Source organism: Catenulispora subtropica (assembly GCF_039531675.1).
Taxonomy (GTDB): domain Bacteria; phylum Actinomycetota; class Actinomycetes; order Streptomycetales; family Catenulisporaceae; genus Catenulispora; species Catenulispora subtropica.
This window is the reverse complement of sequence record NZ_BAAAQM010000006.1, coordinates 19338-35647: the sequence shown is the minus strand read 5'-3', so window position 1 is coordinate 35647 and position 16310 is coordinate 19338. Positions and strand designations below refer to the sequence as shown.

Sequence of the window (16310 nt, the reverse complement as noted above, 5' to 3'; positions counted from 1 at the left end):
GGGGAGCCTCATGGCCCTGTTCGATCTTCCACTCGACCAGCTCGAAACCTATCTTCCGGATGTTCCCGAACCCTCCGACTTCGACGCGTACTGGAAGGCGTCCCTGGCCACGGCCGAGGGGTGCCCGCCACTCCTCGACGTCCAGCCCGAAACCACAGACCTCGAAATCGTCCGAACCTGGGACGTCACCTTCCCCGGCTTCGGCGGCGACCCGATCCGGGCCTGGTACTCCCGGCCCGCGGGAAACGACGCCCCGCTGCCCGCCGTCGTGGAGTTCGTCGGATACGGCCGGGGCCGCGGCCTGCCCCATGAGCGATTGACCTGGGTGGCGGCCGGCTACGCGCACTTGCTGATGGACGCACGGGGGCAGGGCGATCTGTACGGCACCGGCGGTGCCACACCCGACCCGCGGGCGACCGCGCTCGGCGGACCCGGAGTGATGACGCGCGGCGTGCTGGACCCCGCGGACTACTACTACCGGAGACTGATCACCGACGCCGTACGGGCGGTCGGGGCGGTCAGGGCGCTGCCGGGAGTGGACCCGACCCGGGTCGCGGTCGTCGGCAACAGCCAGGGAGGCGGGTTGGCGCTCGCAGCCGCCGGGCTGGTTCCCGACCTGGCCGCGGTGATGGTCTCGGCGCCGTTCCTGTGCCACCTCCAGCGCGCGATCGACATCACCGACAGCGCGCCCTACGGGGAGATCGTGAACTACCTGTCGGTGCACCGCGACGCCGAGGAGGCGGTCCGGCGCACGCTTTCCTACGTGGACGGCGTCAGCTTCGCACGCCGGGCTGTTGCACCCGCCCACTTCGGAGCCGGTCTGCGCGACACCGTCAGCCCGCCGAGCACCGTGTTCGCGGCCTACAACCACTACGGCGCCGAGGACCGCACCATGCATGTCTACTCGTTCAACCACCATGAGGGCGGCGACGCGGTCCACACCGGGCGGCAGCTGCGGTGGCTGCGTTCCCACCTCGCGGTGAGCGCCTGATACCGGGCCGATCATCACGAGTGCGGGCCCTGCTTTGCGGCACGGGTTCCGGCAGCCCCAGGCCTGACCGCGGATGTCCCGCCGCCAGCGTCAGCGCGACGTCGTGGTTCGGCGCTGTGGCCGGTGCCCCAAGGGAAGTCATGCACCCAGTAGCCCGGCTCCGGAGGGAGCCGGGCTTTCCGCGCTCGCGGCTGCGGGCTGGTCAGTCGAACTGTACGTTCATCGACAGGTTGATGAAGGAAGGAGTCGGATTCGGCCCGCTGAAGCATGCGACCGCGCCGAACGGGCTCAGCGAGGAGAACGACGTCGCCGTGCCGAAGATGGCGCTCATCTGGGCCGCCGTCGTCGTCTGCCCCTGGGGCAGGGCGATCACAGCGCTGGGGTTGCCGCACTCGGCGGTCGTATGTCCGGATTTCACGAAAAGCAGGGTCGGGGCGGGGAACCCGGACCCGGGGTAGGTGATGGAGAGTACCTTCCCGGGCTGGGTTATACCGGTCGGGGGGAACTTGCCCGTGAAGGGAATGAACCCGTTGACGGTCTGCTGCTGCGTCAAAGTGAGCGTTTCCGTGCCGGTTGTGCCGGCTGCGACCGGGAACAGCCCTGCCACTGCGGGTGACGTGCCGGTCGCGGCGGTCTGGCCGGTGTCCCGGACGGCGTCGCCGGGGTTGACGGTCAGCAGGTGGTGGTCGCCGGAGCGGGGCACCGCGATCTCCCAGGAGTCGGCGTTGTTCGCCCCGATGGCGGCGTTGCTGCCGGGCGCCACGTTCACCGGACCGGCCACACGATGGCCGTTTCCATTGAGGTCTGCCCACAGCGTGCCGTCGGAGGCCACGAAGGCCATCTCGAAGCCGCCGTCCGCCAGGCCGGCGATTGCCGGGCTGGTCCCCGGAGTCAGGACCGAGGGTGTGCGGTCGGTGACCCCGTCGCTGTTCACCGTCCAGAGGTGGTTGTCCGTGCCCTGGTAGGCCAGCTTCCACCTGCCGTTGATGCCGGGCGCCACCGACGGGTTGGTCCCCGGCTCGGCCCGCAGGCCGTTGCCGGCGATGTGCGTGCCCTTTCCGGGCTCGCGGACCCGCACGAGACCATCGCTGCCGACCCAGGTCTCGACGAAGATGAAGCCGCCCGTGGCCGGTCCCACGTTCAGGGCGGCCACGGACGGACTGGTGCCGGAGAGGATGTCCCCCTCCGAAGAACTGCAGACCTGGTCTTGGATGGGGACCTTGATGGACGTCTCCGTGCCGCCCTCAGAGATCAGGAAGTCCTGAATTCCCTGCTTGTCGACCGCGAGGGAGGGACTCGTTCCCGGCGTGACGATGTAGGGGTCGGGACTGCACGCGCTCTGCACCACCTGGTGGCCGCCGGCAACGGAGTTGCCGAACCACAGTGTGCGGTCCCATGCGTTGAAGGCCTCGTCGAAAGTGCCATCGGGCAGCGCAGCGATCGACGGGCTGGTCTGCGCGGCCATGAACGAGCTCGTCAGGGTGGCTGTGCCGCCGGGATCGATATGCGCCAACTGGCCCGACGGGGCCTGGAAGGAGACCTCGAAGCCCGGGGAGGTCGCCGCCGCCTGCGCGGTCGACATCCCAGTCGGGCCCACGACCATCGCGAGGGCCGCCGCGCCCGCGGAGAGGCTGGTGAACAGCCGGGTGACTCTCATGTTCCTCATATTCGCTCCAGTGCGAAGGAATCCCCTGTGCAGGGAGTCGGTCGCCTTTAGATACAGCAGAGGGTTACATCAGACGTCCGTTCCGGACGGGTACGTCTTCATCGCCCGTACCCGCCACATCCCCACGACCCTTCCCGCGTTGAAACAGTCAGCATCTATGGCCGACCAACCAGGACCGACAAGATCAAGGCGTTGGAACACCGCTCATTGTGTCGCGGCAGTACTGGCAGCGGCACTTCATGCCGGAGTAGGCCGAGATCGTCCCGTGCCGGTACGCTCCGCTGACCGTCTACTGGCGGTCACTCTTATAGGCGGATGATGACGAGAGCGATGTCGTCGGGGGCGCCATCAGCGACGTCGAGGCGGTCCAGAAGTGTGTCGGCCAGCTGGTCAGGGGCGAGGGTCAGGTCCTGAGCCAGGGCTGTGGTCAGGCGGTCCAGGCCGGCGTCGATGTCCTCGTCGCGGCGCTCGATGAGGCCGTCGGTGTACAGCACGAGCGTGTCTCCCGGGGCGTAAGCGAGGCCGGCCTGGGGCCGGGGAACGTGGTGCTCACGTGCGCCCAGTGGCGGATCTGTGGCCTTGTCCAGCAGTTCGCAGGTCCCGTCGCAGTGGAGCAGGATCGGCGGTAGGTGTCCGGCGCTGCTGTAGATGATCAACTTGCTGCGGGTGTCGATGAGCACCTTGACCGCGGTTGCGGCTACCGCACCCTCCACGCTGCGGGCATACAGGCCGAGGACCTCCAGGGCCTGGGCGGGGCTGGGAAGGGCGCGGATGGCGGCGCTCAGCGCGCTGCGGAGCATGCCCATGACGGCCGCGGCGTGAAGGCCGTGGCCGACGACGTCTCCGACGGCCACGGCGTAGCGGTCCGGTGGGAGGTCGACGACGTCGTACCAGTCGCCGCACACGTTCAGTGACGCGGTCGCCGGCAGGTAGCGCACCGCGATGTTGCCGTGCCGGTCCAGATCGGGGACGGACAGCATGGCTTCCTGCAGGGTGACGGCGACCTGCTGCTCACGGGCATGGGCCTGACGCAGCTCCAGATTCAGCCGGTCCAGCTCACGGGCCCGCCCGTATAGCTCGGCCGCCAACCCCTGCGACTGCTCGGTCGACTCCGCGACGAGCTGACGTTCCCGGGGTGAGTGGACGAAGGCCGTGACGTCCTCTACCTGTTGGATGATCCACTGCACTTTGCCGTCAGCTCCGGGAAGCGGCGTGTGGATCACGGACCACCATCGCTCCTCGAACCGGCCCGGCTGGTGGGGGTGCGGAAGGTCGTACCGCCGCAGCACCACGGTTTCCGGCTGCCCGGTGTCCAGAAGCCGTTGAAGGGACGCTTTCAGGTTCTGTTCTGTGTCGTCGTGGGTGCCGGGATTCTCCGGCAGGGCGTCAAAGAAGTGCTTCCCGATCAACTCGTCCTCGGTCAGCCCGGTGCTCCTCAAACATGCCCGGTTGACGTAGCAGATCACCAGGTCCGTGTCCAGCACCAGGTACGGGCTTGGTGTGGCGTCGAAGAACGCCGTGAAGTTGATATCCGTTATCATCACGCGCTCCCGTTGCTTACGAGCGCGACTGCCTGCCCTGTCAGTCTATGAGCGATCCACTGCGCGTGCCCGCCCGCGTTCACTCGTTGGCATCGTGCGCCTGGCCGAGGCTCGAAGCCGCTGCCGAAGCTGTGCGCGGCCGAAACGACGCACGCGCCCATGGTGGCGTCTTGCTGGCATTGTGGGCATTGCGATGCGATTCGGCATCGTCCGGCCGGCGGTACCCATGAATCTCACTTGGCCACCTTCGTCCTCGCCAGGCGATATGGAGCCGGGCGGGGTGACGATGGAGGGGAACCGATCCGCCGCATCTGTTCCGGGAAGGATCGGCTGGCATGACGTCTCCCTCCGATTCCTCAGTAAACGGCGAGAGGTGCGGTGATGGCTGGTGCTCGGACACGTGCAGCGGGCCCAGGACATGGGAGCCCAGGTCTGGACCACCAGCGCGGAACAAGAGGCTGCGTCGCTCGCGAGGAGCGCCGTCCAGGAGGGGGCCCAGGTGTTTGGGGGTGGCGGGTGGCGACGGCACCGTGTCGGCGGTCGCCGCGGTTGCCGCCGACACAGGCCGGCCGCTGGTCGTGGTCCCGGCGGGCACCCGCAACCACTTCGCCCGGGACCTCGGCCTCGACCTCCGCGATCCGGGGCGGGCGTTGGACGCCCTTGTCGACGGGGAGCCCACCCAGGTCGATCTGGGGGTGCTCAGCCCGCGTGTCTTCATCAACAACGTCTCTTTCGGCATGTACGCCGACGCGCTCCTCGAGCCCGGGTACCGGGAGGACAAACCGCGCGCATTTGCCACGGTGGTGCCCGACTACCTCAAAGGTAAGCAGTGGGTCGAGGCCCGCGTGACCACCCCCTGGGGGACCGTCGAGTTCCCACAGGTGGTGCTGATCTCCAACAACCCCTACCACCTGGCCACACCGCACTGGCTGGGGCGTCGCTTCTCACTCTCTACGGGACAGCTGGGCGCCATAGTCCTCAAGCGCCCCGCGCAGACGCCTTCGGATCTTCTGCGTCACCTGCGCGGCGAGCTGCAACAGCACCAGGACGGTGTCGGCGGCCCGCCGAGTGAAGGGGTTGTCGTCTGGTCGGCTCCCAGCATCAGGCTGCACGGTGACATGCAGCACCTGGACGCAGGCATCGATGGCGAGGCGGTGCGGCTTCCTCTCCCCGTCCTGTGCGGCATCAGGCCGGGTGCCCTGCGGGTGCTGCTGCCGAAGGACCGGCCAGGAATCCCGCTGGAGCACACGGTGCGCTGCTGAGGGACCGGCCATTCGAACTCATCGCCAGTCCCATGCACCTGATCCGGCTTGGCGGCGGGTGCCCCATCTCCTGGACAAGATACGAACTCGACACTCGCATCCTTCCAGGCTAAGGCAACTTTCGCATCTCAGGGACCGAACTTACGGCTTATTTGCTGAGTATCGGAGGCTGGAGAAGTACGGTGGCCGGCGCGCTGGCAAGTTGCTCGGCTTGCGAGCACCTCGGCAAATCTGGCTGCCCAAGCCAGATGCGTTCGCTGGAAAGCAGGCGGCCTACCAACGTCGAGCCGGATCCGGAACGTGCGCTATGCGGGCTGCTCCGAGCCGCGGCGGTCCGTGTCGTGGGCAAGTGCGTTGCCGACGTGGTTGGCGAGCATCACCGCGACCTGCCGTGCTTCGAGTGATGGTGCGCTGCCGGCGAGCGGGGTGAGCAGGAATCGGCCGCGGGTCCGGCCGGCGGAGCGCGCCAGCAACTCGACGTCTTCGTCGGGGAACCCGTGCTCGTCGATGTTCCAGCGGACCTGGCCCCACACCAGGGCGCCGTCGTCGGTGAGGCGGGGCGGACGACCGATGAGCCGGCCTTGTTCGAAGCGTGCGGCGCGCAGGCCGAGTAGTGCCACCAGCTGAGCCTGCACCTGCTCGACGACTTCGCGGGTGTCGCGGCCGTCGGCCACCATTGCGGACGTCGACCGCATGGCATGCAGGTAGGCGGTGTCGCGGACGACGACGCGCCGGGCCCGTCGGCCTCGGGCGGCCAGCTCGCTGACGGCGGCGCCGACGGCCAGCAGCAGCACGGTGGTCTCGATGTCGGTGTGGCGGGTGATGGTGAACCGCTCATAGGGCACGGTCCAGAAGAAGTCGAACCACACCGCCGCCGAGATCGCTGCCAGGATGCCGGCTGTGCGGTTGCCGTCGGCGGCCACGGCGACGACGGTGACAACCAGCAGCAACGCCATGTCGGTGTTCGGCACGGAGCTGCGCCACGGCAACAGCGCCGCCGCGACAGCCAACGGCAACAGCAGCGCAGCCGCCGTCGCCAGGCGGTCCCGGTGGACACGGCTGAACGTTCTCATACCAACAGGTCTACCCGCGTTCGGGGCGGGCGTCCGTTTGCATCTCGTGTGCGTTTCCGGCGTCGCCGGGTTCGGCCGGCAGCGCTATGACCATCGTCAGCCCGCCGCCGGGCGTCTCCTCGGGGGTGAGTGTCCCGCCCATGGCTTCGACCAGCCCGCGGGAGAGAGCCAGTCCCAATCCGACGCCGGTGGTGTTGTCGTGGTCGCCGAGCCGCTGGAAGGGGGTGAAGATCCGTTCGAAGTCCCGGGGTTGGACGCCGACTCCGCGGTCGATCACCCGCAGTTCGACCCGTCCGGCCAGCGCGCTGGCGGTCAGCACCACCGGCCGCTCGGTGCCGGCGTGTTTCAGGGCGTTGGCGACGAGGTTGGCCACCGCACGCTCCAACAGCGCCGGATCGGCGACGACGTCGGGCGCCGTGTGCAGGTCGGTGATCTGGACGCGAGTCCGGTCGGCGGCCAGGCTGTCCAGCGCGGCGGCCGCGACATCGTCGACTCTGACCGGCTCCAAGTGCAGGTTGAGGGCGCCTGCTTGCAGGCGGCTCATGTCCAGGAGGTTCTCCACCAGCCGGTTGAGCCGGTCCAGGGACTCGCGGGCGGTGGTGAGCAGTTCGGTGCGGTCCTCCGGGGACCAGTCGACGCTGGTGTCCTCCAGTGAGGTGACGGCGAGTCGGGCCGCGGCAAGCGGGGTGCGCAGGTCATGGGAGACAGCGGCCAGCAGCGCGGTGCGCATCTTGTCGGCTTCGGCCAGGGGTTCGGCCTCGGCGGCTTTGCGGGCGAGGCGGGAGCGGTCCAGGGCGACCGCGGCCTGGGCGGCGAAGGCGATGAGCACCCGCTGGTCGTCGGCGGTCAGGGTACGGCCCTTGAGGACGAGCATGGCGTCCGGCCCGGCCGTGGCCGTCACGTCGGCCTCGCCGGGCATCCGGCATGGCATGGTGCCGGAGGTCGAGGTGGCCGCGACCAGGCGCCATGCGGACGGGTCGTCCTGCTCGTCGGGGCGTATCGGCGCGGCCGGGTCCACGCGCTCCAGCAGCGCGACCGACTCCATGCCGAAGGTCTCCCGGAACCGGTTGAGCAGCGCGCTGATGGCCTCGTCGCCGCGCAGCACCGAGACGGCCAGCTCCGACAGCGTCTCGGCCTGCGCCGAAGCGGTAGCCGCTCGTTTGCTCTGCCGCGCAACGAGGTCGACCACCGAGGCCACGGTCAGGCCGACCGCCACGAACACCGCCAGAGCGACGATGTTGTTGCTGTCGGTGATCGTGAATCGGTAGAAGGGCGGGATGAAGTAGTAGTTCAGCAGAAGCGAGGCGGTGACCGCGGTGAACAGTGCGGAGAGCAGTCCCCCGAGACGGGCTACCAGGACCACGCCGATGAGCATGACCAGGACGTCGCTCACCAGGTTGGCCCGGGTACGCATGTTCGCCAGCAGCAGGGTCAGGGCGAAAGGAAGCAATGCTCCGGCGACCGGGCCCAGCCAGCGCGGGCCGAACTCCGGTGTGCGGATCAGGCGTGGCAGCCAGGCCCAGCGGCTCTGTTCGGCCGCGGACTTCTCGTGGGTGACCATGTGCACGTCGATGTCGCCGGAGTCCTGGACCACGGTCTCGCCGATGCCATAGCCGGACAGGAACCGTTCCAGCCGTCCGCGCCGGGACACGCCCAGCACCAGCTGGGTGGCGTTCTCGGCGCGTGCGAACTGCAGCAGTGCTTCCGGGATGTCGTCGCCGACGACTGAGTGGAAGCTGCCGCCCAGGGATTCGACCAGGGCCCGCTGTTCGGCGAGCAGTGCTGGTGAGGCGCCGGTCAGGCCATCGGAGCGGGCGACGTGCACGGCCAGCAGGTCCGAGCCTTTGGCGCCGACACGCTGGGCGATGCGGGCCGCCCGGCGGATGAGCGTGGCGCCCTCCGGCCCGCCGGTGAGGGCGACGACGACCCGTTCGCGGGTCTCCCAGACTTTGTCGATGCCGTGCTGGTCGCGGTAGTGCTGTAGCGCCTCGTCGACCCGGTTGGCCACCCATAGCAGCGCCAGCTCGCGTAGCGCGCCGAGGTTGCCGGGCCGGAAGTAGTTGGACAACGCGGCGTCGATCTTCTCCGCCTTGTAGATGTTGCCGTGGGCCATGCGCCGCCGCAGCGCTTCGGGGGCCTGGTCCACCAGTTCGATCTGGTCGGCGGCGCGCACCACCTCGTCCGGGACGGTCTCCCGCTGCGGCACCCCGGTGATTTTGGCGACGGCGTCGTTGAGCGATTCCAGGTGCTGCACGTTCACGGTGGTGATCACGTCGATGCCGGCGGCGAGCAGCTCTTCGACGTCCTGCCAGCGCTTGGCGTTGCGCGAGCCGGGGATGTTGGTGTGGGCGAGTTCGTCGACGATCGCGACCTTGGGATGCCGGGCCAGCACCGCGTCGACGTCCATCTCGGTGAACGACGCACCCCGGTACTCGATGGTCTGGCGCGGGACGGTCTCCAGACCGTCCAGCATCGCCGCGGTGTGCTCCCGGTCGTGGGTCTCCACGAACCCGACCACCACGTCGGCGCCGCGCTCGGCGCGGCGCTGGGCCTCGTCGAGCATGTGGTACGTCTTCCCCACGCCCGGAGCCGCGCCCAGGTAGACCCGCAGTTTACCCCTGGTAGTCATCGCATCTTCTCCACGGCGCTGATCCTTCCACGGCTGGACCCGCCTGCCCTCTCATCAGCCGTTTGGGCGCCGTGCGCATTCCATCGGGCAGCGTTTGCATCCTGCTTGCAGCACGTTGGGGGGGAACCTCTCCGGGTTTGACTGGCCCGGACAGCATCCCTGCTACCTAGGAGCCTCTGATGGCCGACGTCGTGTTCGTCGTGATCACGATCGCCGTGTTCGCGCTGCTCGCCCTCATCGTCAAGGGGGTCGAACGCCTTGAGCGCTGAGAACATCGTCGGTCTGGTCGTGTCGGTCCTGCTGGTCGGCTACCTGATAGCGGCCCTGATCCTCCCGGAGAAGTTCTGATGTCGGACACCGCAGCCGGCTGGCTTCAAGTCGCCGCGCTGGTGCTGCTCCTGGCGGTCTCCTACCGGCCGCTGGGCGACTACATGGCGCACATCCTCACCAGCCGCAAGCACTGGCGTGGTGAGAAGGTCCTGTACAAGGCCATGGGTGTGGACCCGGAGGCGGACCAGACCTGGGGCGTGTACCTGCGGTCGGTGCTGGCGATCTCCGCGGTCGGGGTGCTGCTGCTGTATCTGCTGCTGCGGATCCAGCATCACCTGATGATGGCGCTGGGCATGCCGAAGATGCAGGCGGACCTGGCCTACAACACGGCCGCCTCGTTCGTGACCAACACGAACTGGCAGAACTACTACGGCGAGAACACCCTCGGCTATGTCGCACAGATGACCGGTCTGGCGGTGCAGAACTTCGTGTCGGCCTCGGTCGGCATCGCGGTGGTCGCGACCCTGATCCGCGGTTTCACCCGGTCCAAGACCGACCGGCTCGGGAACTTCTGGGTGGACCTCACCCGGATCGTCATCCGGCTGATGCTGCCGTTCTCGATCATCTTTGCGATCGTCCTGATGGCCGGGGGCGTGGTGCAGTCCCTGGGCGACCACATGACCGTGATCCACACGATCAACGGCGACCAGCACCTGTATACGGGTGCCACGGCGTCGCAAGAGGTCATCAAGGAGTTCGGGACCAACGGCGGCGGCATCTTCGACGCCAACTCCGCGCATCCGTTCGAGAATCCCAACGGGTTCACCAACCTGGTTGAGATCTACCTGCTGCTGGTGATCGGGTTCGCGTTGCCGCGGACGTTCGGGAAGATGGTCGGCTCGCACAAGCAGGGCTACGCCATCGTCGCCGTGATGGCGATCATCTGGATGGGTTCGCTGGCGTTCGCGACCTTCTTCGAGACGCACCACCACGGCGTGAACCTGGCTGATGGGCACGCGGCGTTGGAGGGCAAGGAGGCCAGGTTCGGGATCCCGGCCTCGGCGTTGTTCATGACGTCCACGACATTGACGTCCACCGGCGCAGTGAACTCGATGCACGACTCGTACACGCCGTTCGGCGGCGGTGCGGCGATGTTCAACATGATGTTGGGTGAGATCGCGCCCGGCGGTACCGGATCAGGGCTCTACGGCATGCTGATCCTGGCGATCGTGACGGTGTTCATCGCCGGTCTGATGGTCGGCCGGACGCCGGAGTACCTGGGTAAGAAGATCCGTCCGGCGGAGATGAAGTACGCGGCGCTGTACATCCTCACCACCCCTGCGGTGGTGCTGATCTTCACTGGCATCGCGATGGCGTTGCCCGGTGAGACGGCGCGGATGACCAACTCCGGGCCGCACGGCTTCTCCGAAGTGCTCTATGCGTTCACCTCCATGGGTAACAACAACGGCTCGGCGTTCGCGGGGCTCGGTGGCAACACCCACTGGTGGAACACCGCCGGCGCGCTGGCGATGATGTTCGGCCGTTTCCTGCCCATGATCTGGGTGCTGGCGCTGGCCGGGTCGCTGGCCAAGCAGCAGCCGGTGCCGGAATCCTCGGGCACGCTCAAGACCGCCTCGCCGCTGTTCGTCGGCATGCTTCTGGGAACCGTGCTGCTCGTGGTCGGCCTCACCTACTTCCCGGCTCTGTCGCTCGGGCCGCTCGCTGAAGGACTGCACTGATGACCACCGACACTGTGACGCAAGCCCCCACACCGCGGGCTCCGCAGTCGAAGTCCGGGACCGAACCGAGCCGCATCGGCGGCGGGTTCCTGGACCCGAAGATGCTCTGGAAGTCGCTTCCGGACGCGACCAAGAAGCTCGACCCCCGGGTGATGTTGAAGAACCCGGTGATGTTCGTGGTCGAGATCGGCTCGGTCCTGACCACCTGGCAGGCGATCGCGCACCCGTCGGTGTTCGCCTGGACGATCACCGTCTGGCTGTGGCTCACGGTCATCTTCGCCAACCTCGCCGAGGCCGTGGCCGAGGGTCGGGGCAAGGCTCAAGCAGCCACGCTGCGCAAGGCCAAGACCACTACGACGGCTCGCAAGCTCGCCTCCTGGTCCCCAGGCCAGGCCGGGGCCGAGTCCGAGGTGGCAGGCACGGATCTCCAGCTCGGCGACTTCGTGGTCGTCGAAGCGGGCCAGGTCATCCCCGGCGACGGTGACGTCGTCGAGGGCGTCGCGTCCGTGGACGAGTCGGCGATCACCGGCGAGTCGGCACCGGTGATCCGGGAGTCCGGCGGCGACCGGAGCGCGGTCACCGGCGGAACCAAGGTGCTGTCGGACCGGATCGTCGTGAAGATCACCTCCAGGCCGGGGGAGACGTTCATCGACCGGATGATCAACCTGGTCGAGGGTGCGAACCGGCAGAAGACGCCGAACGAGCTGGCGCTGAACGTGCTGCTCGCGTCGCTGACCATCGTGTTCCTGCTCGCGGTCGTCACCCTGCAGCCGATGGCCACCTGGGCCGGTGCCGCGCAGACCTTGATCGTCATGGTGGCGCTGCTGGTGGCGCTGATCCCCACCACGATCGGGGCGCTGCTGTCCGCGATCGGCATCGCGGGCATGGACCGTCTGGTGCAGCGCAACGTGCTGGCGATGTCCGGCCGCGCGGTCGAGGCCGCCGGTGACATCAACACCCTGCTGCTGGACAAGACGGGCACCATCACCTTGGGCAACCGGCAGGCGTCCGAGTTCGTGCCGGTCAAGGGTGTCGACCAGCACGCCCTGGCTGACGCGGCCCAGCTGTCCAGCCTCGCCGACGAGACCCCCGAAGGCCGCTCCATCGTGGTGCTGGCCAAGACCGCCTACGGTCTGCGCGAGCGGCACTCCGGCGAGCTGTCCGGTGCGGAGTTCGTGCCGTTCACCGCGCAGACCCGGATGTCCGGGGTGAACTTGTCCGACGGTCACGAGGTCCGCAAGGGCGCCGGCTCGGCGGTCATGAAGTGGGTCCGCGACAACGGCGGCCACCCCACCGACGAGGTCGGTTCCCTGGTGGACGGCATTTCCGCGGCCGGTGGCACTCCGCTGGTGGTGGCGGAGAAGACCCCGGACGGCGTGGCCCGCACGCTGGGCGTCATCCACCTCAAGGACGTGGTCAAGGAGGGCATCCGCGAACGCTTCGCCGAGCTGCGCTCCATGGGCATCAAGACGGTCATGATCACGGGTGACAACCCGTTGACCGCCAAGGCGATCGCCGAGGAGGCCGGGGTCGACGACTTCCTGGCCGAGGCCACGCCCGAGGACAAGATGGCCCTGATCAAGAAGGAGCAGGAGGGCGGCAAGCTGGTCGCGATGACCGGCGACGGCACCAACGACGCGCCGGCCCTGGCCCAGGCCGACGTCGGCGTGGCGATGAACACCGGCACCTCGGCCGCCAAGGAGGCCGGGAACATGGTGGACCTGGACTCCAACCCGACCAAGCTGATCGAGATCGTGGAGATCGGCAAGCAGCTGCTCATCACCCGCGGCGCGCTGACGACGTTCTCCATCGCCAACGACGTCGCCAAGTACTTCGCGATCATCCCGGCGATGTTCACCGTGGTCTATCCGGGCCTGCACGTGCTGAACATCATGGGCCTGCACTCCCCGAAGACGGCGATCACCAGCGCCATCATCTTCAACGCGCTGATCATCATCGGGCTGATCCCGCTGGCCCTGCGCGGTGTCCGCTACAAGCCCTCATCGGCCTCGGCACTGCTGCGGCGGAACCTCGTGATCTACGGAGCCGGCGGTCTGGCGCTGCCGTTCGTCGGCATCAAACTCATCGACCTGATCGTCCAGTTCATCCCCGGATTGAAGTAGGAAGGAGCCGACCCATGAAACTCGGAGCAGCAATCCGGCGGCACACCGCCGCCATCCGGGCCATGCTCGTGTTCACCGTGATCCTCGGCATCGCCTACCCGCTGCTGATGACCGGGATCGCCCAGCTGGCGTTCAAGGACAAGGCCAACGGCTCCCTCATCAAGGACGCCTCAGGCAAGGTCGTCGGATCCAGCCTGCTGTGCCAGCAGTACGTCGACAAGAACGGCGACGCGCTGGCCCAGTACTTCCAGGCCCGGCCGTCGGCGGCCTCGGACTCGTCGAACTCCAGCGACCCGGGCTGCAACTACGCCTTCTCCGGCGGTTCCAACCGCGGCACCACCGACCCTCAGCTGAAGCAGACGATCCAGGGCCGGATCGACGACTACGCCAAGGCCTACGGTGTCGACCCGGCCAAGGTCCCCGAGGACGCCGTCACCGCCTCCGGCTCCGGCATGGACCCCGGCATCTCGGTGGCCAACGCCAACGACCAGGCCGCCTCGGTGGCCAAGGCCCGCGGCGTGGACGTCTCGGTGGTACAGAAGGCCATCAAGGACCACACTGATGGCCGCAGTCTGGGCTTCTTGGGAGAGGAGTACGTCAACGTCGTGACTCTCAACCGGGACCTGGACAAGCAGCACCCGGTGACGGCGCAGAGCTGAGAGTCCCGGCGAGCAAGCACCGCGAGCGGGGGTCGGCGAGATTCGCCGACCCCCGCCGCGATTTCACGCAACACCGTTGGACTATGCATAAAGCCTGGTCCTGCGATACGTGCTGGCGCCTCGGGAGTGGGTCGTCTTCGTGAGATCGGCGTAGCGACGGCGTTTGTCGATCATTAAGATCGATGGTGGTGCGCCGGGAAGACTGGTCGGCTCGGGGATTCCGATACCGGCCAGAGGCGTCGGACCCCGACACTCGAGGCTGAGGTGTCCCGGTGCTGCACGCGGTGGGGATCGTGCTGTTCTTGGTGGTGCTGGGCACCGCCGTGGCCACGTTCGCCCGCCGCTGGGGGATCCCGGCGCCGTCGTTGCTGGTGCTGGCCGGGATCGCCGTGGCTTTCGTGCCGGAGGCCCCGACGGTTCACGTGGCCCCGGACGTGATCGCGCTGGTGGTGCTTCCGCCGCTGTTGTACGCCTCGGCCGAGGAGATCTCCGCACGGGACCTGCGGCGGGTCTGGGTGCCGGTCGCGGTGCTCGCTCTGGGGCTGGTGCTGGCCACGGCGGCCGTGATCGCCTCATCGGCGCTGGCGTTGACGGCGTTGTCGGCCTCGATGGCGTTCGTGCTGGGCGCCGTGCTGGCGTCCACCGACCCGGTGGCGGTCACCGCACTGGGACGCCGGTTGCCGCTGCCGGGCCGGATCCAGGTGCTCGTGCAGTCCGAGAGCCTGTTCAACGACGCGACGTCCCTGGTGCTGTTCAAGGTGGCGGTCGCCGGCGCGCTCGCCGCCGGATCGGTGAACGTCCTCGGATCGGTGGGGAAGTTCTTGTGCTGCGCCGGGACGTCCTGAGCGTCCAGTCCGCCGAGTTGCGCCGGCTGTTCGCCGAGGAACAGATCGGCGACGGCGCACGGCGGCGTTTGCAGGCCGAGCTCGATCGCCGTGAAGCAGGGCTCGAGGCCTGAGACGCGCGATCCACGCGCCCCTCCAGCAGGGCGCGGGCGGCTGATCACGATCCGATGAGAACACCGTCGCGGAGGCCGGCGGCCCTCACCAACGGCGATCAATCAGCCGCCGCGCCGACTGCTCACACTTGTAGCCCGTTTGATGGATGGTCGCGAGCGGATCGCATGCCTCCCATTTGAACGATGTGGGGCTCCTTGCCCGGGTTTTCCGTCGGTGCTTGGCTTGTCTTGTGATCACCGGAGGCGTGGAGCAGCGCCCTGCCAGCGGCGGGGCCGCAGGGATCTGCCCTGCCTTCCCAGTCGGTGATCCGGGCCGTCGTCATGACGACCGGCCGCCTCATCGCGTCGGGCTCTGACCGCCGCCGGCCGCTGCGCTTCGCCCTGCGTCCGTCGCTCCCGACGCTTGCCATGCCGGTGAGATCCGCTCAGGTACCTCCTTCCTGGCGGGCTCACCGTCTCGCTGATCGCCCGCGCCGCGTTGACTGGTGGGTTTGCGCGGCGCGGGCTCGGCATCTTCCCCAACGAAACCGGAAAGTTCTCATCACGATGTCCAAGAACTCTGCTTCTTCCCGCACCGCCCTGGTCACCGGCGCTGACGGCGGCCTCGGCCTGGAGATCGCACGGCAGCTCGCGACCCAGCACGCGCATGTCATCTTGCATGCCCGCACCGCTGTGCTCGGCGAGCAGGCCGTGCGCACCCTCGTGGCCGGCGGTGCGCAGGCCGGACGGCTGTCGGTGGTCGTCGCCGACTTCGCCGACCTCGGCCAGGTCGGCGCCATGGCCAGGCGGGTCGCCGCCGACAACCGGAAGGTGGACCTGCTGGTCAACAACGCTGCGGTGTTCGGGGCGCAAACCCGCACCCTGACCGGTGACGAGCACGAGGTCACCTTCCAGGTGAACTACCTGGCGCCGTACCTGCTGACCCGGCTGCTTTGGCCGACGCTGACTGCGGTGCCCGGTAGCCGGGTGGTGAACGTGTCCTCGGCACTGCACCGCGGCGGCCGGCTGCACTGGGGCGACGTCGACTCGGCCAAGCGCTACTCTGCCGTGGCCGCCTATGCGCAGTCCAAGCTCGCGCTGAACCTGTTCACGAAGGCCGTCGCGGTACGCGGCGGCGCCGACCTGATCGCGGCCAGCGTGCATCCCGGCATCCTGGCCACCGGCATGGTCCGCAACTACTCCCGCGAACTCGGGCGGCCGGTATCCGAGGGCGCCACGGCGGTTCTCCACTTGGCCGGCGCGAGCGTCGAGGACGGCGGCTACTACGAGGGCATGGCGGCCTCCACCCCCAACCTGCTGATGAACGACCCGAGCTCGGTGGACCGGCTGTGGAAGCTCAGCGCACGCCTGGTGGGCCTGGCGGCCTGAGCACGACGTCCACCCCAAGGACAGCGGGCCC

Annotated in this window: 13 protein-coding genes and 1 pseudogene; 10 read left to right on the top strand and 4 right to left on the bottom strand. The window is 68.3% G+C overall.

Annotation, left to right across the window (positions count from 1 at the left end):
- Positions 1 to 10 precede the first annotated feature (10 nt).
- Complete coding sequence (locus tag ABD466_RS07515; protein ID WP_344656217.1) at positions 11 to 991, top strand: acetylxylan esterase; 981 nt, start codon at positions 11 to 13, stop codon at positions 989 to 991.
- 202 nt (positions 992 to 1193) lie between these two features.
- Here ABD466_RS07515 and ABD466_RS07510 read toward each other — a convergent pair whose 3' ends face one another.
- Positions 1194 to 2657, bottom strand: a complete 1464-nt coding sequence (locus ABD466_RS07510) for a hypothetical protein (protein WP_344656216.1) — start codon at positions 2655 to 2657, stop codon at positions 1194 to 1196.
- Between the two features lie 305 nt (positions 2658 to 2962).
- A complete protein-coding gene (locus ABD466_RS07505; RefSeq protein WP_344656215.1) occupies positions 2963 to 4198 on the bottom strand; it encodes a SpoIIE family protein phosphatase in 1236 nt (411 codons plus the stop codon).
- A 509-nt stretch (positions 4199 to 4707) separates the two neighbouring features.
- On the opposite strand from ABD466_RS07505, the gene ABD466_RS07500 reads away from it, so the two are divergent.
- Positions 4708 to 5460, top strand: a complete 753-nt coding sequence (locus ABD466_RS07500; RefSeq protein ID WP_344656214.1) for a diacylglycerol/lipid kinase family protein — start codon at positions 4708 to 4710, stop codon at positions 5458 to 5460.
- A 305-nt stretch (positions 5461 to 5765) separates the two neighbouring features.
- Here the strand turns inward: ABD466_RS07500 and ABD466_RS07495 are convergent, their stop codons facing one another.
- Both ABD466_RS07495 and ABD466_RS07490 read right to left on the bottom strand, forming a co-directional pair.
- The gene (locus tag ABD466_RS07495; RefSeq protein WP_344656213.1) at positions 5766 to 6533 is read right to left on the bottom strand and encodes a DUF4118 domain-containing protein; all 768 of its coding nucleotides are present in this window, start codon (positions 6531 to 6533) and stop codon (positions 5766 to 5768) included.
- Between the two features lie 10 nt (positions 6534 to 6543).
- A complete protein-coding gene (locus ABD466_RS07490) occupies positions 6544 to 9162 on the bottom strand; it encodes an ATP-binding protein (protein WP_344656212.1) in 2619 nt (872 codons plus the stop codon).
- A gap of 179 nt (positions 9163 to 9341) precedes the next feature.
- Between ABD466_RS07490 and ABD466_RS07485 the strand changes: the two genes are divergently transcribed.
- From ABD466_RS07485 to ABD466_RS07450, 8 genes and pseudogenes are all read left to right on the top strand, one after another.
- Positions 9342 to 9431 (top strand): potassium-transporting ATPase, encoded by a 90-nt coding sequence (locus ABD466_RS07485; protein ID WP_344656211.1) that lies wholly within the window; start codon positions 9342 to 9344, stop codon positions 9429 to 9431.
- Positions 9421 to 9510: a K(+)-transporting ATPase subunit F gene (gene kdpF / locus ABD466_RS07480; protein WP_344656210.1), complete on the top strand. Its 90-nt coding sequence runs from the start codon at positions 9421 to 9423 to the stop codon at positions 9508 to 9510. Before ABD466_RS07485 ends, kdpF begins: the two co-directional genes overlap by 11 nt.
- On the top strand, positions 9510 to 11171 hold the full coding sequence (kdpA, locus tag ABD466_RS07475; RefSeq protein WP_344656209.1) for a potassium-transporting ATPase subunit KdpA: 1662 nt from the start codon (positions 9510 to 9512) through the stop codon (positions 11169 to 11171). Before kdpF ends, kdpA begins: the two co-directional genes overlap by 1 nt.
- Positions 11171 to 13294, top strand: a complete 2124-nt coding sequence (kdpB, locus tag ABD466_RS07470) for a potassium-transporting ATPase subunit KdpB (RefSeq protein WP_344656208.1) — start codon at positions 11171 to 11173, stop codon at positions 13292 to 13294. Before kdpA ends, kdpB begins: the two co-directional genes overlap by 1 nt.
- A 14-nt stretch (positions 13295 to 13308) precedes the next feature.
- Positions 13309 to 13953, top strand: coding sequence for a potassium-transporting ATPase subunit KdpC (gene kdpC, locus ABD466_RS07465; RefSeq protein WP_344656207.1), 645 nt, complete (start codon positions 13309 to 13311; stop codon positions 13951 to 13953).
- A 275-nt stretch (positions 13954 to 14228) separates the two neighbouring features.
- Positions 14229 to 14789 (top strand): annotated as a pseudogene (locus ABD466_RS07460) (cation:proton antiporter domain-containing protein); the annotation flags it as partial.
- Entirely contained in the window at positions 14777 to 14911 is a 135-nt protein-coding gene (locus tag ABD466_RS07455; protein WP_344656206.1) for a hypothetical protein, read from the top strand. The pseudogene ABD466_RS07460 and the gene ABD466_RS07455, both read left to right, overlap by 13 nt.
- Positions 14912 to 15457: 546 nt before the next feature.
- Entirely contained in the window at positions 15458 to 16279 is an 822-nt protein-coding gene (locus ABD466_RS07450) for an SDR family NAD(P)-dependent oxidoreductase (RefSeq protein WP_344656205.1), read from the top strand.
- The last annotated feature ends 31 nt before the right edge of the window (positions 16280 to 16310 follow it).

Coding starts and splice junctions, on each gene's coding strand:
- ABD466_RS07515 (WP_344656217.1), top strand. CDS start 11: ATGGCCCTGTTCGATCTTCCACTCGACCAGCTCGAAACCTATCTTCCG.
- ABD466_RS07495 (WP_344656213.1), bottom strand. CDS start 6,533: ATGAGAACGTTCAGCCGTGTCCACCGGGACCGCCTGGCGACGGCGGCT.
- ABD466_RS07505 (WP_344656215.1), bottom strand. CDS start 4,198: ATGATAACGGATATCAACTTCACGGCGTTCTTCGACGCCACACCAAGC.
- kdpA (WP_344656209.1), top strand. CDS start 9,510: ATGTCGGACACCGCAGCCGGCTGGCTTCAAGTCGCCGCGCTGGTGCTG.
- kdpC (WP_344656207.1), top strand. CDS start 13,309: ATGAAACTCGGAGCAGCAATCCGGCGGCACACCGCCGCCATCCGGGCC.
- ABD466_RS07450 (WP_344656205.1), top strand. CDS start 15,458: ATGTCCAAGAACTCTGCTTCTTCCCGCACCGCCCTGGTCACCGGCGCT.
- kdpB (WP_344656208.1), top strand. CDS start 11,171: ATGACCACCGACACTGTGACGCAAGCCCCCACACCGCGGGCTCCGCAG.
- ABD466_RS07490 (WP_344656212.1), bottom strand. CDS start 9,162: ATGACTACCAGGGGTAAACTGCGGGTCTACCTGGGCGCGGCTCCGGGC.
- ABD466_RS07510 (WP_344656216.1), bottom strand. CDS start 2,657: ATGAGGAACATGAGAGTCACCCGGCTGTTCACCAGCCTCTCCGCGGGC.
- ABD466_RS07485 (WP_344656211.1), top strand. CDS start 9,342: ATGGCCGACGTCGTGTTCGTCGTGATCACGATCGCCGTGTTCGCGCTG.